This is a genomic window from Paenibacillus sp. MMO-177, from assembly GCF_037147795.1.
Taxonomy (GTDB): domain Bacteria; phylum Bacillota; class Bacilli; order Paenibacillales; family Paenibacillaceae; genus Pristimantibacillus.
The window spans coordinates 372,214-392,658 of record NZ_JBBCUR010000002.1; the positions used below are offsets into that span (position 1 = coordinate 372,214).

Genomic DNA, 20,445 nt, shown 5'->3' on the forward strand with positions numbered 1-20,445 from the left:
AGCTAGAATGCTCGTTGCAGCCGGTCAATTCGATCGGCTGTTTTTATTCAAATAATAATTTCGATAAAAATAGTAGGAATATGATTGTACTCCTGAATATTCCATGTTATTATCTCATTGTGATAATAACTTACTTATATATGATATTAACAAAGGAGGCTTAAAGCATGAGCACAAACACGAAGAAGGTTATCAAAATCGACGCAAATCCGAGACGGGTCCGCGTAAAGTTTGCCGGAGAAACGATTGCCGACAGCAAACGGGTTCTGACGCTGCATGAACGCGGTCATTTGCCAGTCTATTATTTCCCGATCGAGGACGTTAGAACTGACTTGCTCGTCGCAACCGATCATACGACCTATTGTCCATTTAAAGGCGATGCGTCGTACTGGACTATCGAGGCCAACGGCCGCGTCTCCGAAAATGCGGTGTGGGGGTATCAAGAAGCCATTTCTCCATCCGAAGCGATTAAAGGTTATGTATCTTTCTATTGGAACAAGGTCGACGCCTGGTTTGAGGAAGAAGAAGAAATCTTCGTGCACCCTCGCGATCCATACAAACGCGTGGATGCCCTGCAAAGCTCCCGTCATATTCGCATCGTTATCGACGGTATTACCGTCGCGGAGAGCCAGCGTCCTGTCATCGTATTTGAGACCGGCCTTCCGGTGCGTTATTATTTGCCAGTGGAAGATGTTCGGCAGGATTTGCTTACGGGAACGGAACATCGGACACGCTGCCCTTACAAAGGGGAAGCTTCTTATTGGACTGCGAGTATCGGCAATAAAACGCATGAGAATATCGTATGGAGTTATGAGAACCCGATTCCCGAAATCCCGAAAATCAAAGGGCTCCTGTCCTTCTATAATGAACGCGTTGAGACGTATATTGACGGCGAACGGGAAGGCGATATAACGTGGCATCTCTCGGCCCTCGATTTTTTTAACGCGAACGAAATTAAACCGGTGCTTGCTTAAAGCAAGTGAATAGAACAGTTGAAAGAAGGTTTACGGGACTGACCTGATTGCAGGAAGTCTTTTTTTTATTTTGAGGGCATGTACCTACTATCGTACTGGAACAAGGGGGTTCATCATGAACGGAACGCAGACATTGAATAGAGCGCTTGATATTTTGTTTGCATTATCGGAGGCAAACGATACGCTGACGGTAAGCGAGATTGCCGAGAAAGTATCCATACCAGAGAGCACAACGTATCGTTTTTTACAGACGCTTGAACAGAACGGCATCGTAGAACGGCGCGGGAAGAGCCAAGTTGGCCTTGGCTTAAGGATCTTAGACTTGGCACGGAGTCTCAGCCAGCAGATGCATCGTGAGTTATTGCCGCTCGCTCTGCCAATTATGGAGGAATTGACTGCACAAACCCAGGAAACGTCCGTACTGTTTGTGCGGACAGGACTGAACTGCGTATGTATTCAAAACGTGAGGAGTCAAGGCCTGCTGCAATTCGCTGTGGAAAATGGCCGCGTATTGCCGCTCGCTTCAGGCGCGTCGGGAAAAAGTATACTTGCCTATGAGAACGAAAGAACGATTGGACGTGTATTTGACACACTTGGTTCCAAGGCGGAACAGTCAAAGCTTGCTGCGGATCTTGAAATCATCAGAACCAATGGTTTCTGTATCACGCACGGTGAAGTCGATCCCGACATCTTCGCTATAGCAGCACCGATTTTCGATGCGCATGGGCTTATTGTCGCGAGTTTATCCATAGCGGGTCCAAACTTTCGCAGTAATGCCGAATACGATAAGGAAATGTCAGGCTATTTGCTCGATGCATCCGATCGGTTGTCGCGCAGGCTAGGGAGTGGATAGCTTTTAATCCCGATAAGTTTACTAGAAAATATTTCATTGACAGGACCATAATTCCATAATAATATTGAATTATAAGATGTGCTTATCACATTGTAATAATTAAGAGGCTCACCTGGCGATAGGAGGTCTCATTTTCCCGGTAGGGAAGATGAGGCCTTTTTTGTTTACTGGGAGCGGAAGAATTATTTCTTGCAATCCTAATCGGGCACTTCAAAAAGGAGGGAAAGGGACTCATTTTTCAATTTTAAATCTGACTAAAAAGATAAGTTTAATATGCAATCCAAGAAGGGAGAACGCCATGAACAACGGTAAGGCGGTGGAATTCAGGAAAGTGACGAAAAACTACGGCTCGGGCAATGTGCTAGACGAGTTCGATCTAATTATACCGGCCGGCAAAATTGTTACGATCATTGGCCCGTCAGGCTGCGGAAAGACGACGCTTCTTAAGATGATCAACCGGTTGATCGAGCCAGAGTCGGGCAGCGTATTCGTGGAAGGGGAAGATATCTCCAAGCTGGACCCCGTCTCCCTGCGGCGCAAAATCGGCTATGTCATTCAACAAATCGGACTGTTCCCGCATATGACAATCGCGGAGAATATATCTATCGTGCCACGGTTAAAAGGGGAAAAGAAGCAGCGATACAATGTTCGTTCGGACGAACTGCTTGAGCTGATCGGACTTGATCCTATGCGTTTCCGGGGCCGATATCCGCACGAACTAAGCGGCGGGCAGCAGCAGCGTGTAGGAGTTGCTCGCGCCCTCGCCGCCGATCCCTCCATTATTCTTATGGATGAGCCTTTCAGTGCACTGGATCCAATCAGCCGCGTGCAGCTGCAGAAGGAGCTGATCAAGCTGAACGAACGGGTTCAGAAAACAATCGTATTCGTGACACACGATATCGACGAGGCTCTGAAGATTGCTGACTTGGTCGTGCTCCTCCGGGAAGGACGCATTATCCAAATGGGGACGCCGGCCCAATTGCTAGATCAGCCAGCGGGGCAATTCGTTCGCGAATTTCTGGGTACCGAACGGTATGGCGAATACAGTATTTAAGTATTTGAAAGGAGCAATCCGCTTATGGATCAAGTATGGAACACCTTGCAAGCCGATTGGCCGCTTATCGTGCAGAAAACCGGCGAACATTTTCGGCTATCGTTCCTATCGGTACTAATTGCGTGCCTTATCGCCATTCCGGCCGGCATTACATTGACCGCGTATCGAAGAGTGGCAAACGCCGTTATTACTGTTGTCTCGGTTATTCAGACAATCCCGAGTCTGGCACTGTTCGGTTTCATGATCCCGTTTGTTGGCATCGGAACGAAACCGGCGATTATCGCGTTGACGTTATATTCGCTTCTGCCCATTTTGCAAAATACCTACGTCGGCATTGGCGGAGTTAATCCTGCTCTCATCGAGGCGGGAACGGGGATGGGGATGACGCGCTGGCAAATTTTATGGATGGTTCAGCTGCCCATAGCGCGCAGCGTCATCATGGCGGGCGTCAGGCTTGTGGCCGTGCAGACGATTAGTTTGGCGACCATCGCCACCTACATCGCTGCCGGCGGACTCGGCGATATCATTACACGGGGTATTTCCATGATTAATACGACTACCATCATGGAAGGCGCAATACCGGTATCGCTGCTCGTCATCGTTGTTAATGTCTTGCTGCTGGGGTTAAATCGGGTTTTAACGCCGAAGGGCTTGCGTCACTATACCAAACAATAAGCAGGAAAAATCGAGAGGAGATATGAAATGGTGAACATGAATGAGAACGGAAAAGGAAGATCTTGGCGCAATATTGCATTCACTGGAGGGCTGGCACTCCTTGTAGTCTTTGGAACAGCGGGTTGCGGGAAGTCGGAGTCCGCTTCGTCTTCGGCAAAGGATACGATTACCATCGCAACCAAAGGCTTCGCGGAATCCGATATCCTGGCCAATGCGATTAAGTTGCTGATCGAGGATAATACGAAGCTGAAAACGAACGTGACGACTCTAGACAATAACCTGCTGTGGAAAGCGATCGATGCGGGGGACGTCGATACCTATGTTGAATATACCGGCACGGCGCTGCTGAATATTCTGAAGGCCAAGCCCGAATATGATCCGCAGAAAGCCTACGACGTCGTCAAGCAGCAACTTAAAGAGAAGAACCACATTGATGTGCTTGACCAAATTGGCTTTAACGATACGTATGCACTTGTGCTTCGCAAAGAGATCGCGAATAAGCTGAACATCAAAACCACTTCGGAACTGGCGGCGCACGCGGGTGAAATCGTCTTCGGCACGAGCCAGGAATTTTTGAAGCGCGAAGATACTTGGCCTCTCTTAGAGAAGGTATACGATCTAAAATTCAAAGAGATCAAAACGATTCAAAACAATTCACTTGGCTACAAGGCGATTGAGCAAGGGATTATCGACGTCACGGACGTATATACGACCGACAGCAAGATTCCTACAGCAGATTTCATCGTACTCGATGACGATAAGCATGTTTTCGTGCCGTATTATGCCATTCCGGTCATTCGCGAGGCGACTTTGGAGAAACATCCCGAATTGAAGGACATTATTAATAAGCTTGCTGGAACGATCGATGATGCAAAGATGCAGAAGCTGAACGGTGAAGTGGAGCTGAAGAAGCGTCCAGCCAATGATGTAGCGAAGGAATGGCTGCAGAGCGAAGGTTTGCTCAAAAAATAAAAGGGGGGCAGAATGCATGAGCAAGAAACAACGTCAAATGGCGCTTGGCGCCATGATGTATTTCCCGGCTGGCGAGCATATCTCCAGCTGGCGACATCCGGAAGCGGACGCCGCCGGCCTGATGGATTTCAACTATTATAAACACATCGTACAGACGGCGGAGCGCGGCAAATTCGATATGTTCTTTTACGCGGATGAGTTATACGTGTGGGATCGTTTCGAATCCGGCGTTGCGCAATCGAACAGCATTCGGCCGGAACCGTTTACGCTGCTCTCGGCACTAGCAGCGGTCACAAGCCGGATTGGGCTGGCTGCAACGGTATCGACGACCTACAACGAACCTTATCATGTTGCCAGAAAGCTGGCTACGCTGGACCACTTGAGCGGAGGCCGTGCGGGATGGAATATCGTCACCTCGCAAACTGACGAAGAAGCTCGTAATTTTGGGAGGGAACAGCATCCGCAGCATCAAGATCGTTATGGACGTGCCGGGGAATTTGTGGACGTAACCCAAGGATTATGGGACAGCTGGGACGACGATGCGCTGCTATTCGACAAGGCAGGAGGAACATTCGCTGATCCAGCCAAGCTGCACACGCTTCACCATCAATCGGCGAATTTCGCAGTGCGCGGTCCTTTGAATGTATCTCGTCCACCGCAGGGTTATCCGGTTCTGATTCAAGCCGGCGCGTCGGAAGCAGGCAAAGAACTGGCAGCCGCTTCGGCTGAGGTCGTCTTTGCGCCGGGCTCCGCCTTTGGACCGTTCGGCACGGTCGAAGACGGAAAAGCCCTGTATGACGACATCAAGGGCCGCATGGCTAAATATGGACGTTCACGGGATGATCTAAAGATTTTACCGGGTGTGCTGCCGATTATCGGCAGAACGGAAGAAGAAGCAAAAGAAAGACTCGCTGCCGTTGACGAGTTGACGCCGGAGCGCCTTGGTGTGGATCTGCTCTCGCACTACTTAGGACGCGATATCTCCGGCTATCCGCTGGACGAACCGCTCCCTTACGTACCCCAATTGGAAGGCTTTAATCAAAGCAAGAGTAATTTGACACGTATCCTGCAGCTGCTGGAACGCGAAGAGCTGACGATCCGCCAGCTTTATAAGCGGGTTAACTCCCGCGGCATAGCAGGCACGCCTTCGCAGATTGCCGATCAACTTGAAGCCTGGTTCCTTGCCGGGGCAGCTGACGGCTTTAACGTCATGTTCCCGCACCTGCCAGGCGGCTTGGACGATTTCGTCGATCTCGTCGTGCCGGAACTTCAGCGGCGTGGCCTGTACCGACTTGACTATACGGGCACGACGCTCCGTGACCATCTTGGGCTGAAGCGTCCCGAAAGCCGATACGCCAATGTCCGATCCCAATCAAAGAGGTGAACCCCCAATGACGGTACATGCAAACGAGAATCGAATCGAGGCTGCACGAGGAAATAAACTGCGCTGCAAAGGATGGCGCCAAGAGGCGCTGTTGCGCATGCTTGAGAACGTGCTGGAAAATGGGGAGAACCAGAGGGAGTTGATCGTGTATGCTTCGCTTGGCAAAGCGGCCCGCGACTGGCCGGCTTACCATGCGATTGTGGACACGCTGAAGCAACTGGAGGAGGGGGAAACTCTCGTCATCCAATCCGGCAAGCCAATCGGCATCTTTCGCACGCACAAACTGGCGCCGCTCGTCGTTATGGCCAACTGCAACCTAGTCGGCCGCTGGGCGACAAGCGAGCATTTTTATGAACTGCAGGAGAAGGGCTTGATCGTCTGGGGAGGCCTTACCGCAGCCGCCTGGCAGTATATCGGGTCGCAAGGTGTTATACAGGGCACTTATGAAATCTTTCAAAGCATTGCCAGGCTGCATTTCGACGGCAGCTTGCGCGGCAAGTTTATCTTGACGGCGGGACTAGGAGGCATGGGCGGTGCACAGCCGCTAGCAGGAACAATGGCCGAAGCTGCCATTCTATGCGTGGAAGCGGACGAAGCGCGTATCGACAAACGCCTTGCGAGCGGATATTTGCAGCGCAAAACGTCCAATCTCGATGAGGCGCTGCTCTGGATCGGCGAAGCGGTGACTCATGGCGTCAGCCTGTCGGTCGGCTTGCTTGGCAATGCCGCTGACGTTTATCCGGAACTGCTTCATAGAGGCATTGTGCCGGATATTGCGTCGGATCAAACCTCTGCGCATGATTTGCTTTACGGATATATTCCGAGCGGTTATACACCTGAGCAGACGGCGACCGTTCGAACTAATAACCCCGAAAGACTGAAGGACGACGCTGGCCGGTCCATTGCCGCGGAAGTCCGCGCTTTGCTGGGATTTAAGGAACGGGGGGCCATTGTTTTCGATAACGGCAACAACCTTCGTACCCAGGCAAAGCTGTACGGCGTCGAAAATGCCTTTGACATTGATATTTTCACGGAAGCATTCCTGCGCCCGTTGTTCGCGCGAGCGATCGGGCCTTTCCGTTGGATTGCCTTAAGCGGTGATCAGGGCGATATCGCAAAAATTGATGATTATATTCTTCAAGCCTTCGGCAACAACGAAATCGTTGCAAATTGGATCCGGTTGGCGAAAGTCCATGTTCCAGTGGAGGGATTGCCCGCCCGCATCGGTTGGTTCGGCCACGGGGACCGGACGAAGCTTGCCCTTGCTGTAAATACGATGGTTCGGGAAGGCAAGCTATCGGGCCAGTCGCTTTCTCGCGTGATCATTTGGACGCCGGGGCGATGGCGCATCCCAATATTATGACGGAACGAATGAAGGACGGCAGTGACGCAATCGCTGATTGGCCGCTGCTAAATGCCATGATGAGCTGTTCATCCATGGCTGATCTGGTCGCGATTCATTCCGGCGGCGGTGGATACGCTGGTTATATGACGAGCGCGGGCATCACGGTCGTCGCTGACGGTTCCGAATTCGCGGACGAGCGGCTTCGTACTTCGTTGACTAACGATACGACTCTTGGGGTGCTTCGATACGCGGACGCCGGCTACTCGGAATCCAATGACGAAATTCAAAACAAAGGCATCCGTCGCATCGCGACGGAGCAATATGGAGGTTATCTGAATGCGTGAATTGACACATGAAGACGTCGTGGCGGCGGTAAGAGGCGGTTCCGTCTTTGCCTCCGGCGGCGGAGGTTGGGTGGATCATGGTCTTGAAATTGGCGGGGCTGCCGTCGCCCTTGGCAGGCCTAAGCTTGTATCGGTCGACGAGCTGCCGGAGGACGCCATCGTGCTGACCTGCACGGCAATCGGCGCTCCGGCCGGCACGGATTGGCAGATGCTCGGAAAGGATTATATTAAAGCCGTTCAACTGGTTCAGGAGCGTTACGAAGGCAAAATCGTCGGCGTCATGACTCCGCAAAACGGCATGTCCAGCAGCATTAACGGATGGCTCCCCGCAGCGGCGCTTGGCCTCGTCGTTGTCGACGCGACCGGTGACATCCGTGCCCATCCTACGGGTAAGATGGGTTCTCTCGGACTTGCGTCCCGAATCGACTTCGAAACGATTCAAGCCGTAGCTGGCGGTAAGCCGGATAGCGGGACGTACATCGAGCTGGTGACGACCGGAACCCCGGCTAAAACCTCCAATATCCTGCGAACGGCAGCTGATATGGCAGGCGGGTTCATCGCCGCAGCCCGTCATCCGTTGCCGGCTAGCTATATTAAGGAACACGCGGCTATCGGCGGCATTTCCATCGCAATCGAATTGGGCCGCAGGATTCTGGATGCCGAAGCAAGCGGCGCGGATGCCGACGGCATCCTGAAGACGATTGAAACGCATACGGGCGGCTTGTTCATTGGCCGGGGTAAGGTATCCCGGAAGAACGTCCGCTATTCAGGCGCGTTCGATATAGGCACGATCGAGATCGACGTGCAGAATGAGGGCGGATTGACGCTGCATGTCATGAACGAATATATGGCAGTCGTCGATAACCAAGGGATTCGAAAGAGCACGTTCCCCGATGTTATCACGACCTTCTCACTGGAGACCGGCAGACCTGTCAGCGTCGGCCATATTGAAGAAGGCAAGGATATCGGCGTCTTCGTTATCGACAAGTCGCTCATCCCGCTAAGCTCCAGTGTCAAAGACCCTAGCGTCTATCCAGAAGTAGAACTGGCGCTTGGTATCGAGCTGTACCGCCATGCATTCCCGGAGACGGAGAAGGCGCATGTCTGACGTACTGCGCCTGGATGGTAGCAGCCTTTCGATAGCAGACGTTTATCAGGTTGCATACGGCGGGAGGAAAATCGACATCGCCGCGTCTGCTTGGGAACGAGTGAGCGCGGCGCGTCGACTAATCTTTGAATTAGCCGATCGGGATGTCCCCGTGTACGGATTGAACCGAGGCGTGGGCTGGAACAAAGATAAAACCATCGAAGCGGTTTTCTTCGAGCGCTTCAACCGCAATTTAATTCGTTCCCACTCCGCGGGAATCGCGCCTTATGCTTCCGAGCCCGAGGTCCGGGCAGTTCTGCTCGCAAGATTGAATGCTTTATTGGTTGGTTGCTCTGGCGCGGATCCAACCGTCGTGTTACGGTATGCGGAATGTCTGAATCGACGCATTCATCCGGTACTCCCGCTGCGCGGATCCGTTGGTGCAGCGGATATCACGACGCTTGCCCATATCGGGCTTGCATTCATAGGGGAAGGGGAAGCCGATTACGAAGGCCGCCGACTTCCCGCGTTGGAGGCGCTGTCTGCTGCGGGATTGACGCCGCTTACACTCGGGCCGAGGGACGGGCTCGCTATCGTCAGTTCCAATGCGCACGCGGCTGGAACGGGGGCACTCGTCTTGCATGAGATCGGCGAATTGTTGGAGCTGGCGGATATCGTATATGCCTTATCGCTAGAAGGTTTACGCGGTAATGTCAGTCCTCTGGAGGAAGGCGTTCATCGCGTTCGACCGTATCCCGGTCAGCTGCGAAGCGTCGCCCGCTTGCGGTCGGCACTGCAAGAAAGCGATATATGGCAGCACTATAATCCCGAATCGCTGCAGGATCCGCTGAGCTTCCGCGATGCTTGCCATATCCATGGCGCAGCATACGATGCGCTTGACTACACATCCAAGCAGTTGGAAATCCAGTTAAACGGCTCGGATGATAATCCGTGCGTGCTTGTGGACGAGGGCCGCATCGTCTCCTGCGCGAATTTCGAAGCGGTCTCATGGACGCTCGGCTTCGAGATGCTTGGCAGTGCCCTGCATCATGTATCCCGGGCCGCGTGTTATCGGATCATCAAGCTCGGTACGCCTTCCTTTACCGGCTTAACCCGGTTTCTGACACCAAACGAAGCTTCCTCAATCGGCTATTGCACCGCGCAAAAAACCGCAACATCCCTCGACGCGGAAATCCGACATCTATCCAATCCGGCATCTGCCGATTATTTTGCGCTTGCAGGCGAAATCGAAGATCACGCGGCCAATTCGCCTTTCGTCGTGGCAAAGACGAGGGAGATCCTCGACCGGATGCGTTGGATTATCAGCATCGAGGTGCTGCATGCCGCGCAGGCGGTTGATCTGCGCAATGCCGCCTCCGGTAAGTCTGTGCTTGGCAGGGGGACACGCGCGATTCATGCAGCTCTTCGAGAACAAGTATCGTTTCTCGCGGAAGACCGCAACATCAGTAAAGATATAGAAACCGCCTACGCTATGATTAAAAACGGAGAAATGCTTGAAGCGGCAAGAGAGGCATTCGCTGCTAGTATATAAAGGAGATGTGAACAATGGTACATTTTGATCCGCAATGGTCGCTTCGGGATATCGGAGGCGAAGATTGGCAAATTCGGGCGGAGCGGAGCCCACGTTGGATCCGTGTGAAGTTCGGCGATATTTTTATCGCCGATAGTAAGCGTGTACTGGTCGTAACGGAAACCGGCAAGCTGCCGGTCTATTATTTCCCGAAATCCGACGTGCGAACGGATCTGCTGCTGGAATCGCCGGAGCGCGAATTGGACCCCAATAAAGGAGAAGCGACGTATTTGCATGTTGATACGGGTCATGACTTCATCGAACGGGCTGCCTGGACATATTCGACACCGACAACGAAAAGCTTGCTGCTGGCCGACTATATCGCTTTTGTTTGGAAGAAAGCCGACGCCTGGTATGAGGAAGAAGAGGAGATATTCGTCCACGCTAGGGATCCGTATACACGTATTGATGCTTTACCGAGCTCTCGCCATGTGCAAGTATGGGTGGGAGGGCAAATCATTGCGGATAGCCGTAATTCGGTCATTCTCCTAGAGACTGGACTGACGCCACGCTATTATTTGCCCAAGGAGGACATCGCCTTCGAATATCTTATCCCGTCAGAGACGATCACACGATGTCCATACAAAGGTCTCGCCACCTACCACACAGTAAGCGTCGGCGACAATGTCTACAAGGACGTTGTCTGGCAATACGAGAATCCACTGCCCGAAGTGCATGAAATTGCCGGCAGGTACAGCTTCTATAATGAGGCCGTCGATGCGATCATCATCGATGGCGAGACATGGGTTCTGCGTGGAGAAGATCGTCTTGCTTACGGAAACATTGGCAAGACCAATGCGTAACCGTTTATCACGAGGGATGGCGGAATGATGAGAAATGAGCGTCGTTCGGCAGTACTGGCATTGCTCGGCACATCCATCTCGTGGGGGTTCAGTTACGTAATTAGTGCCCAACTACTTCAATCCTTCTCTCCGATGGGGCTGTCTTTCCTTCGAATGGCGCTAACCTGGTTTTGGATCGTGATGATCCTCTACCGTAAAGACGGAGCAACGCGATTATCTCTTCAAACAGGGCTGCTCTTGCTGATGTCTTCGGCATTCGGAACGTTGCTTCAACAGCCGCTCTATTTTGAGGGACTTCGTTTGTCCACGGCTGCAAATGCTTCATTGATCTATGCTGCGGCTCCTCTAGCTGCTATTTTCCTTGAGAGACTGACGCTGAAGACGCGTCTGACTTCTATTAAGCTGATTGGCGGAATCATCGGCTTGGCGGGGGTTGCGATCATTGTTGGTATCGGGGATGATCGTCTACGTCTTACCGCTGGAGACGGGCTGTTATTTTTTGCAATGCTAGGGATGACCGCCGGCATGATGTTTACGCCTGTTCTAGCAAAAAAGATGTCGCTAAGCACCATAAACCTGTATTCGGGTGGTATCGGCATGCTTATGATGGCTCCTGTTGCGGGGAGCGAAGCCTATGCGGGAAGATTGTTCGTTTCAAGCCAATCGACATCTTGGATACTATTGATTCTGCTTGCCTTTATTACAGCCATTTCCGGCATTTGGTGGACAAAGGGAGTGGCGGAGGCTGACCGGGAACAGCTGCAATATTTATGAATTTACCTCCATTTATCTCGCTCATCGCGGGCCATTGGATTATCGGTGATCCGATCCGACACGTCCAACTGTGGGGAGGGGCTTTGGTCTTGCTAGGAGTATTCACTTCAACTGGCTTGCCGCTGCTTAAGCCGGATTTGAGTAAAACCACTGATCTGTAAATAGAGATCCTAATCGCGAACATTTGTAATCTGCCGGTGAAAATATACATCGGCAGATTTTTTGCTTTAGGCATTGTTCTTGGAAAAGAGAATCGAAAGTCGCACAGAACACTTTACAAAATAAGGAATTGACATTAATATCTCAAGAATAAGGAAATCAAAGATATAAGTGAATGAGGAGGTACTACCGATGATCGAAGAAGAAACGCTGCTCTGTGCAAAGTCTACACTATAAACAACGGCGGTTGTTTGTATAGAGCAAGAGATATGAATTTAATAAACCGCCAATGTATTAGGTAGCAAGAACGTTTATAGTGATAGGCTTTGCCCCTTGTGTAATGAAATCTATTACGAAGGAGTGCAGCGACTATCATGAAATATGTTAAAGCAGAAACGGTCTTGCCGGAGCAGCTGCTGCGGGAAGTTCAGAAATATATGAATGGCGTCATGATGTATGTACCAAAGCCAGAGGGCGACCGTATAGGCTGGGGCGTCAAATCCGGCGGAAAGCGGAAGCTTGATCAACGTAATGGTAAGATTCGGGAGTTATTCTCGCAAGGAGTGACGATTGACCAGCTCACCGAGCGTTTTTATCTATCCTGCGACACGATTAAGAAAATCGTATATGCAAGAACGAAATAGAAGATAACGTTAAGCCGCATTGGACCTGCTCCGAAGCGGCTTTCATTTTAGGTCAAGAATGGGTTGAACGGTTTGTTGCCTATTCTTAGGCGGGAACGGTCGGTAGAATAACAAATGTTCCCCGTTAATTCGTTGAACTTCAGTGTAAAAAGGAGGGGAGAAGGATCAAACAACATGAATTTAAACGGAGCAATCGTCAACGTGCCGGGGTTGTCTGGTTTACCGGTTTGTCCGGTTCTGGCAAGACAACAGTTTGTCATCATGTGGAGAAGTTATTAATAGATCGCGGGTATCATTGCGCTCTGCTCGATGGAGATAAACTGCGGGCAGGACTAAATACTGATCTTGGTTATACGGAAGCGGATCGCACTGAAAACTTGCGACGTGCAGCAGAGGTAACCGCGATGTTCTTAGATGTTGGCTTTATCGTGCTGGTGCCGATGATTACTCCGACAGAGGCAATGCGAACGCGAATTCGTAAGCGTTTCCATGCGGAGTCTTACGCTGAAGTGTATGTGCGATGCTCGCTTGATACATGTGAACAGCGGGATCCGAAAGGGCTGTACCGTAAAGCTCGGGAAGGACTAATCCATGATTTTACGGGGATTGATTCACGTTATGAACCGCCGAAGAAGCCGGAGCTAATCCTTGATACTGAGCATTGGTCAATCGAGCAATGCGCACAGCAGCTCGTCGAATTTATTGAACGAAAGTATTCCATTTACAAGAAGGAGTAAAGAATCCGATGAAAAAACCAACGCAAAGCTATACGATTTGGTTCTCACAGCGTACGGGCAGTACGCTTCTTAATAATGCGCTTGCTTCGACAGGCGTAGCGGGTAATCCGGCAGAATGGCTGCATTATGAATGGAATGATCCTGCATCGTATAATCGAGAAAAGCTAGAGAATATATGGCAGCATGGTATGACGCCAAATGGTATCTTCGGTATCAAAATCGGCTATGAACAGCCATGGATCGATGCGTTCCGTAAAATGTTCAACTTGTCATCCGAAGCATCAAGCGCAGAGGTGTGGAGTGCTGCTTTCCCGAACTGCAGCAAACATATTTTCATGACCCGCCGCAACAAAGTAAGGCTTGCCGTATCATGGTGGAGAGCCATCGTTTCCGATGAATGGCATCGAAGCGCTGGCACACAGCCGAAGGAATGTAACCTGGCAGACCAATATAATTATGACGCGATTCATCATCTCATTCAGGAAAGTGTCATGCTGGAAGCCGCACTTGAAGACTTCTTCACGAAGAACGGGATCTCGCCAATGACAGTTGTATACGAGGACTTCATTCAGGATTATGAAGGTACGGTCTTGAAAGTGCTTGCGTATCTCGGAGTTCAGACTGAAGGCGTAAAGGTAGTGCCGCCAGCTTTGGATAAGCTCGCGGATGAGTATGCAGAGCAGTGGGTACAGCGTTACCGTTCAGAAAGCCAGAAGGGTTGGACGAATATAAGATGGTAGTTGGCAAAGGGAAATGTTCGTTTCAATGATTGACTTGGTTAGAGCGCTAACGTAAAATTTTAATATGTTAATTTCAGGGAATACACTTCCTTCAAAGTAAGGGGATGATTTATCAATGAATCATCAGCTTGAATGTCCAGTTGAGACACTTATTCATGTTTTAGGCGGTAAATGGAAGCCCTTGATTTTATGGCATTTGATTGAATCCAAGAAGAGATTCAATGATCTGGAAAAACTTATACCCGATGCTTCCCAAAAAATGCTCTCGCAACATCTCCGTGACTTGGAACAAGAAGGCATAGTCGATAGAACGGTCTACCCAGCCGTCCCTCCAAAAGTAGAATATTCCCTTAGTGAATATGGCAAAACATTGATTCCTGTAGCAGAAGTTATGTGTGCTTGGGGAGAAAATCATAATAAGCGGAAATATGAAGAGTCCGCGTCATAAAGCTGTTTACATCCAAACAAAAGCTGCCACAGGATTCCGGGCGGCTTTTTTGTCTGCTTTCAGTCGTACTCCTCATGCTTACTTTTATGTAAGTACCCTACTTTAAAGTGGGTTCTTAACATCATTTTGAATCGATGCTAAGCTTGAGTTATCCAAATATTGGGCCTATTCAAGAGGAGGAACGAACAATGAAAATTATTGTTTTTGGTGCGACAGGGAATACAGGGAAGAGATTGTTGGCACAAGGGATAAAAATGGGGCATGAAATGACAGCGTTTGTGCGAAATTCTGAGAAGCTCTATGCTCAACTAAGTGAACATTCCGCAATGCATGTGAAAGTGATCGTGGACGATATTATGGATCCGGTGAGCGTCGCTAAGGCGCTTGCGCATCAAGACGCGGCTATTATTGCAGCCGGCCATGCTGGCCAGGGAGATGAGTTTGTTCGTATCGTTGATAACATTATAAGCCAATGTGAAATCCAGCCTAGTTTCTCTGGGCGGGTATGGATAATGGGAGGAGCTGGCCTCTTGGATATTCCATATACAGAATTTATCGGCAACAATTTACCCGGTTTTCCACCTGAGTATAGGAATCACAACCGGAATTTCGAAAGGCTGCAACAGACTCATCTCGACTGGTCCATTATGTGCCCGGGAACAATGATTAATTCGATAGAGCAACCGGATGAGGTTCGTCTATATGCAACGGCGGAAACTTTGCCCATCCCAATTCCGGAGACGATCAAGGACTTTTCCGAAGCAGATATAGCCGGTTACTTGTTCAGCCGGTTCCAGGAGCTCAATGTTGCTTATGAAGATGTTGCAGCATTCATGCTGGACCATCTTGAGCTCGAAGGAGCTTTTGCAAGGAAAAGGGTCGGTCTAGCCTATGATCATGATCATAAAGATCGTTAAACCCTATTAGAAAGATATAATGTATGCACTAAATTGCAGGTTTATAATAATAGCTATACAATGGAAGTCGCATGCAATGCGGCTTTTTTGTTTTGTGTAGAAGTTCTTAAATCTACAGTTAAACTACAGATTACTTTGTTATCTTTTTCAGGAGGAAGATTTATGGACATAAGAATTCTACTCGTCGAGGATAATGAGCACTCGGACGGCGTTCTGTTTTGGTTGAACTTGTCAAAGATGTAATAAAGGAGACTTTTATGATTACGCGAAAACGAATAGAAACCGTATTTTTCCACGGTGTTTTCATCTGTTACATCATTTTATTAATGAAAATATTGTTCTTATCGAGAGTTTCGATTTGGGAGATATTTAATAGCCAAAGGACTATAGTTAGGTCAGTCAATCTCATTCCTTTCTATAGCATAAGTGAATTCATCTCGGGCAGTACTGCCAATTTAAAAAGATTTGCTTTTGCTAATGTGGTTGGCAATATACTTCTTTTCATTCCGCTTGGCGTATATTTGCCATTATTCAAGAGCAACAAAAGAGGGACAATCATTCTGTTGTTTATATTTTTAATCAGTTTATTTGCCGAAATCATTCAGGGGCTGCTAGGCATTGGAATTGCAGATATAGATGATATCATTCTAAATACTTTAGGCGGATGGATTGGTATTCTGTGGTTCAAGTTGTTACTACTTCTATTACGAGATAAAAAGAGAGTTCGAACTGTAATCGCAGTGCTAGCCGCCATCGTAGGAATACCGGTCACATACTATTTATTGTTCATGATAAAAATTAAACTTTGAATGATTTCGCTTTGGAATCATTATACGGAAGGTTGCAAATATATTTTTTTTCAAGAAGAAGCCGGCAGCTAGCGCTTTAGCTGCGGGCTTCTTCTTGCAATAATCGAGTTAAGCGCGCTTACGCGCTGATCTTTCTTGCGCGAGCCTCCTTAGCTGCCCGGGAAGCCGCGCCGATGCGGAAGTAACCAAAGGCCGCAGCCGACATAAGCGCGGCGATGGCGACGCCGGCGGCGCCGATCCAGGTGACGGCAGTCAGCGAAGCGCCTTCTACGACAACGCCGCCGATACCCGCTCCGGCAGCCATGGCCAGCTGCACGACGGAGCTGTTTAGGCTAAGCATGATGCTGGTTGCTTCGGGAGCGAGCGAGATCAGGTGATACTGCTGCGTAGGGCCCGACGACCAGGCAGAAAAGGACCAGAGCATAAGCAGCGGGAACATCAGCAACGGCGAATGCGCGGCGAACGAAATCACGACCAGCCAGGCTGCGTGGAACAGCATGCCAGTCACAAGAGTGCGTTTGAATCCCCAACGGTCGGTGCCGAAGCCGCCCAGCTTGGATCCAATCAGACTGGCGATACCGAATGCGAGCAAAGCGATGCTGACATATTTCTCGCTCATGCCCGTAATATCAAGCAGGAAGGGGGAAATATACGTGTAGGTGATGGAATAGCCTCCGAGCCAGAAGAACGTAATGCCAAGCGCGATGACGATTTTCGGATTCTTAAGCAGCTTCAGCTGATCGCGCAGCGGTACCGGCTGTTCGCCATCCGTTTGCGGAATCGCGAAGGCGATGAGCAGCAGCGCCAGCAGTCCGAGCAGTCCAATGCCTCCGAAAACCACCTTCCAGTCATAGGCCGAAGCAACCAGCCGACCAAGCGGTACTCCGACGATCAAGGCCGTACTAAAGCCCATGACAAGCGTCGCGATGGCACTGCCCCGCTTCTCCTCGGGTGCGAGCTTCGCGGCGACCGTTAGCGCCGTGACGACGAATACGCCGCTGCTGAGCGCTACGATAACGCGGGAAACAATGAGGGCGCCGAATCCGGAGAACAAGTAGGCCGCGACGTTGCCAACGATAAATACCGAGAGCGCATAGAGCATCAGCCTTTTGCGGTCGACTTTGGCGGCGGCTGCCATCAGGAATGGCGTCCCGAACCCGTAAGCCAGGGAGAACACGGTAATCAGCTGGCCTGCTGCTGCGACCGAGACGCCGATATCGTCGGATACTTTATCTAGAATGCCGGCAATGATGAATTCGGATGTACCGACAAGAAAGCTGACTAAAGCCAGCATATATATTTTCAAATTATAAGACAAACGTTCCAGCTCCTTATCCGTATCTCTCTATATAATAATTTTATATTTCTAAATATATCGAAACAATGGGCAAAAAAATACTACCCCAGAAGATACGGGGCGTACTTCAGCGCGACTTCTTTATTAATACTGTAATAAATGTAAGTGCCGTCTTTGCGCAACGTGAGCAGGCCGCATTCCGTAAGCTGCTTCAAGTGATGAGACAACGTGGAACCGGCAACGGACTCCAGTTTGCTGCTGATATCGGAGCAGCAGAGATTCATCTCTTCCGTAAGAAGCATCGCTATTTTGATCCGGGTCGGCTCTCCGAGTGCTTTGTAGACTTTCACTGCCTGTTTGACTTCCTCGTTATCCTCGACCATGGGTTTTCACCGCCTTTGCAAATGTATTTCGAAAACTATGGAAACAACAATAACATAATCCGGCATCCGTTGTAAATGGCCGATTCGAGTTTCCGTCATCTTTTTTTATTCCGATTCGCGCAAAAACTGTTCAAATTTTGGACATCGCTTTGTTCATTTAGCTCTTTCTAGGAGATTGTCCCCGTGCTAGACTGAAATACTAGAAGAGAGGAGCTAACGTCACGATGAAGTATAAACGAATGAAACGATACGCAGCGGCGATCATCGCTATGTTGGTCATCCTGTTGGCAGGCTGCAGTCTTGGAACAAAGCCATCATCAAGTCCATTCCTGAATGATCTGACTGTCTCGATTGAGGACACTCCAAACAGCGGCGACACCACCGCCCACGAATACAAATTGGAGATTAAAAATTCGGACGGCAACTTGGTAGATGTCGACCGTGTTCGAATTCATCTTTCCATGTCGATGCAAGGCATGAATCATAAAATGAAAGAGCAAATGGAGAGAAGCGGATTAGGAGAATACCATACCAAGGTTTATCTCCCAATGAACGGAGAGTGGAAGGCGATTATTTCGCTGAAGAAAGACAACCATGAGAGAAAGATTGGCCTACAGCTATAAAGTCCATTACTGATGATCGGATGAACATAATAGAATAACATCAAAAAAAACCGCATAGATTGCGGTTTTTTTGATGTCGGATGACAAGAATCGTCCTGCCCGCCGAAAAACATAAATTCCAGTTTTGCTGGTCAAGCTATCAGAAAAGTTAAAAAAGGTGGATAGCAATGACTCGATACCGATTTCAAGTTTGGGTCGCACTGATCATTTTAATTTTCGCCCAAACATTCATGCCGATACATATCCAAGCAAGCCCAGCGCTGCCAATCGTCAAAGAGATCGGTCTTATTACGATTGAAGTATTCCCGCAGCGACATCGGCTTGTCGTTTATTTGGACCATATACCTTACAAAAGCTTTCAAGTGGCAGTTGGCAATCCTTCCACGCCAACTCCCGTAGGAGAATATATCGTCACCTATAAAGGAAAAAATTGGGGACCTTCATTTGGTACCCGTTGGATCGGATTGAATGTACCTTGGGGAGCGTACGGAATCCATGGCACCAACAAGCCATATTCCATAGGCCAACATGCCAGCCACGGCTGTATTCGAATGCGAAACCGGGATGTCGAGGAATTATATGAAATAGTCCCTGTCGGTACGAAAGTAACCATATTCGGCCATGTGCTTGGAGAAGCCAATGAGGAACCGAGATGGATAAGCGAAGGGGACGTTGGTGCTGACGTACAGCTCGTTCAAAACAGATTGCAAAGCGCGGGATATTTCCACGGTCAATGTGACGGAAAGTTCCGAGCTTCGACCACATCAGCGCTTAAAAAATTTCAACGCGAGAACGGTCTAATCCCGAATGGTGTCGTAACTCCGAAAGAGTACGAAAAACTCGGCCTGTTAGAATGAAGTTAACCCGCATTTATTTGCTAGTATCCTGACTAAAGCTTAATCGAGCGCGGCTTCTGCTTGCCGCTGCCGTTCGGCTGCGAGCTTGCAACAGAGGGCTGCGCTTGCCCGCCTGCAAGCGCAGCGTTAACCTCTCCGCCTAAAATGATAATATTGGAGCTAATGTACAGCCAGATCAACAGGATGATTATACCGCCGATGCTTCCGTACGTTTTGGAATAGTTGCCAAAGTTGTTAATATAAAATTGGAATAGCAGCGAGGATGCAATCCAGCCAAAGGTCGCAAACAGAGCTCCCGGAACGGCGGTTTTGAAACGAATTTTGCGGTTGGGCACAATCCAGTAGAGCAGCGAGAAAACAACAATCATGAAGGAAATGGGGACGACGTATTTCAATATACCCCAGATGAGCTCGAAGCCTACGGGAGAATCGAACCAATCGAATAGAAATTCACCGATTACCTCTCCGAAAATAAGCAAAACGATCGCCAGCAAAATGGTAAGGGCTAACAGAACCGTCGCCGCGAGCGAGATCGCTCTCAACTTCCAGAAGGGGCGGTTCTCTTCGACATCATAGGCTTTATTAATACCTTTGATGACCGCATTAACACCATTGGACGCTGACCAAAGCGTTGTGATCATACCGATTGATAACAGCGTGCCCCTGCTGTTGTTCGTTACCTCCTGCAAAATGCCTTGAATCGCTTCTTTCGTTTGCTCCGGCATCAGGCGAATTAGCTCAAGGGCGACACTGTCTCCGGACAACTGGACAAAACTCATCAAGCTCACCACAAATATAAGAAACGGAAAAAATGACAAAATAAAATAATACGTAAGCTGCGCTCCTAGAGCAGGAACATCGTCATCACGAAAACGGCTGTACACATTTTTGAAAAATGGGATAATAGTCGAAACTCGCTTCATTGTTCTCACTCCTCTTATTTAGAAGGTAAACAAGAGAAGCCTACCTTTAAAC

General features: G+C 49.5%; 20 protein-coding genes and 2 pseudogenes. 19 read left to right on the forward strand and 3 right to left on the reverse strand.

Going from position 1 to position 20,445, the window contains the following annotated elements:
• Positions 1-167 precede the first annotated feature (167 nt).
• From WFK81_RS07320 to WFK81_RS07400, 17 genes and pseudogenes are all read left to right on the forward strand, one after another.
• Positions 168-974, forward strand: coding sequence for a DUF427 domain-containing protein (locus tag WFK81_RS07320; protein ID WP_336785799.1), 807 nt, complete (start codon positions 168-170; stop codon positions 972-974).
• A gap of 115 nt (positions 975-1,089) precedes the next feature.
• Positions 1,090-1,827, forward strand: coding sequence for an IclR family transcriptional regulator (locus WFK81_RS07325; RefSeq protein ID WP_336785800.1), 738 nt, complete (start codon positions 1,090-1,092; stop codon positions 1,825-1,827).
• Between the two features lie 298 nt (positions 1,828-2,125).
• Positions 2,126-2,860, forward strand: a pseudogene (locus tag WFK81_RS07330) (ABC transporter ATP-binding protein); the annotation flags it as partial.
• A gap of 45 nt (positions 2,861-2,905) precedes the next feature.
• Positions 2,906-3,556 carry an ABC transporter permease gene (locus WFK81_RS07335; RefSeq protein WP_336785801.1) on the forward strand — a complete coding sequence of 217 codons (651 nt, stop codon included), beginning with the start codon at positions 2,906-2,908 and terminating at the stop codon, positions 3,554-3,556.
• 27 nt (positions 3,557-3,583) lie between these two features.
• Positions 3,584-4,528, forward strand: a complete 945-nt coding sequence (locus WFK81_RS07340; RefSeq protein ID WP_336785802.1) for an ABC transporter substrate-binding protein — start codon at positions 3,584-3,586, stop codon at positions 4,526-4,528.
• A 16-nt stretch (positions 4,529-4,544) separates the two neighbouring features.
• On the forward strand, positions 4,545-5,912 hold the full coding sequence (locus tag WFK81_RS07345; RefSeq protein WP_336785803.1) for an LLM class flavin-dependent oxidoreductase: 1,368 nt from the start codon (positions 4,545-4,547) through the stop codon (positions 5,910-5,912).
• A 7-nt stretch (positions 5,913-5,919) separates the two neighbouring features.
• Positions 5,920-7,601, forward strand: a pseudogene (locus tag WFK81_RS07350) (urocanate hydratase).
• A complete protein-coding gene (locus tag WFK81_RS07355) occupies positions 7,594-8,709 on the forward strand; it encodes a DUF917 domain-containing protein (RefSeq protein ID WP_336785804.1) in 1,116 nt (371 codons plus the stop codon). The pseudogene WFK81_RS07350 and the gene WFK81_RS07355 overlap by 8 nt, the downstream one beginning before the upstream one ends.
• Positions 8,702-10,240: an HAL/PAL/TAL family ammonia-lyase gene (locus WFK81_RS07360; protein ID WP_336785805.1), complete on the forward strand. Its 1,539-nt coding sequence runs from the start codon at positions 8,702-8,704 to the stop codon at positions 10,238-10,240. The genes WFK81_RS07355 and WFK81_RS07360 overlap by 8 nt, the downstream gene beginning before the upstream one ends.
• Before the next feature lie 14 nt (positions 10,241-10,254).
• Positions 10,255-11,082 (forward strand): DUF427 domain-containing protein, encoded by an 828-nt coding sequence (locus WFK81_RS07365; RefSeq protein ID WP_336785806.1) that lies wholly within the window; start codon positions 10,255-10,257, stop codon positions 11,080-11,082.
• A 27-nt stretch (positions 11,083-11,109) separates the two neighbouring features.
• A complete protein-coding gene (locus tag WFK81_RS07370) occupies positions 11,110-11,856 on the forward strand; it encodes a DMT family transporter (protein WP_336785807.1) in 747 nt (248 codons plus the stop codon).
• A gap of 533 nt (positions 11,857-12,389) precedes the next feature.
• On the forward strand, positions 12,390-12,659 hold the full coding sequence (locus tag WFK81_RS07375) for a CD3324 family protein (protein ID WP_336785808.1): 270 nt from the start codon (positions 12,390-12,392) through the stop codon (positions 12,657-12,659).
• A gap of 164 nt (positions 12,660-12,823) precedes the next feature.
• Positions 12,824-13,396 carry an adenylyl-sulfate kinase gene (gene cysC / locus WFK81_RS07380; RefSeq protein WP_336786436.1) on the forward strand — a complete coding sequence of 191 codons (573 nt, stop codon included), beginning with the start codon at positions 12,824-12,826 and terminating at the stop codon, positions 13,394-13,396.
• 8 nt (positions 13,397-13,404) lie between these two features.
• A complete protein-coding gene (locus WFK81_RS07385) occupies positions 13,405-14,136 on the forward strand; it encodes a Stf0 family sulfotransferase (RefSeq protein ID WP_336785809.1) in 732 nt (243 codons plus the stop codon).
• Between the two features lie 115 nt (positions 14,137-14,251).
• The gene (locus WFK81_RS07390; protein ID WP_336785810.1) at positions 14,252-14,584 is read left to right on the forward strand and encodes a winged helix-turn-helix transcriptional regulator; all 333 of its coding nucleotides are present in this window, start codon (positions 14,252-14,254) and stop codon (positions 14,582-14,584) included.
• 188 nt (positions 14,585-14,772) lie between these two features.
• Entirely contained in the window at positions 14,773-15,501 is a 729-nt protein-coding gene (locus tag WFK81_RS07395) for an NAD(P)-dependent oxidoreductase (protein ID WP_336785811.1), read from the forward strand.
• 257 nt (positions 15,502-15,758) lie between these two features.
• Positions 15,759-16,310, forward strand: coding sequence for a VanZ family protein (locus tag WFK81_RS07400; RefSeq protein ID WP_336785812.1), 552 nt, complete (start codon positions 15,759-15,761; stop codon positions 16,308-16,310).
• A gap of 118 nt (positions 16,311-16,428) precedes the next feature.
• Here the strand turns inward: WFK81_RS07400 and WFK81_RS07405 are convergent, their stop codons facing one another.
• Both WFK81_RS07405 and WFK81_RS07410 read right to left on the reverse strand, forming a co-directional pair.
• Entirely contained in the window at positions 16,429-17,628 is a 1,200-nt protein-coding gene (locus WFK81_RS07405) for an MFS transporter (protein WP_336785813.1), read from the reverse strand.
• An 80-nt stretch (positions 17,629-17,708) separates the two neighbouring features.
• Positions 17,709-17,990, reverse strand: a complete 282-nt coding sequence (locus WFK81_RS07410; RefSeq protein ID WP_336785814.1) for an ArsR/SmtB family transcription factor — start codon at positions 17,988-17,990, stop codon at positions 17,709-17,711.
• A gap of 224 nt (positions 17,991-18,214) precedes the next feature.
• Between WFK81_RS07410 and WFK81_RS07415 the strand changes: the two genes are divergently transcribed.
• Together WFK81_RS07415 and WFK81_RS07420 are read left to right on the forward strand one after the other, a co-directional pair.
• Positions 18,215-18,613, forward strand: coding sequence for a FixH family protein (locus tag WFK81_RS07415; RefSeq protein ID WP_336785815.1), 399 nt, complete (start codon positions 18,215-18,217; stop codon positions 18,611-18,613).
• Between the two features lie 230 nt (positions 18,614-18,843).
• Positions 18,844-19,470, forward strand: a complete 627-nt coding sequence (locus WFK81_RS07420) for a L,D-transpeptidase family protein (RefSeq protein ID WP_336785816.1) — start codon at positions 18,844-18,846, stop codon at positions 19,468-19,470.
• A gap of 32 nt (positions 19,471-19,502) precedes the next feature.
• On the opposite strand, the gene WFK81_RS07425 is transcribed toward WFK81_RS07420, so the two are convergent.
• The gene (locus WFK81_RS07425) at positions 19,503-20,393 is read right to left on the reverse strand and encodes a YihY/virulence factor BrkB family protein (RefSeq protein ID WP_336785817.1); all 891 of its coding nucleotides are present in this window, start codon (positions 20,391-20,393) and stop codon (positions 19,503-19,505) included.
• Between the last annotated feature and the right edge of the window lie 52 nt (positions 20,394-20,445).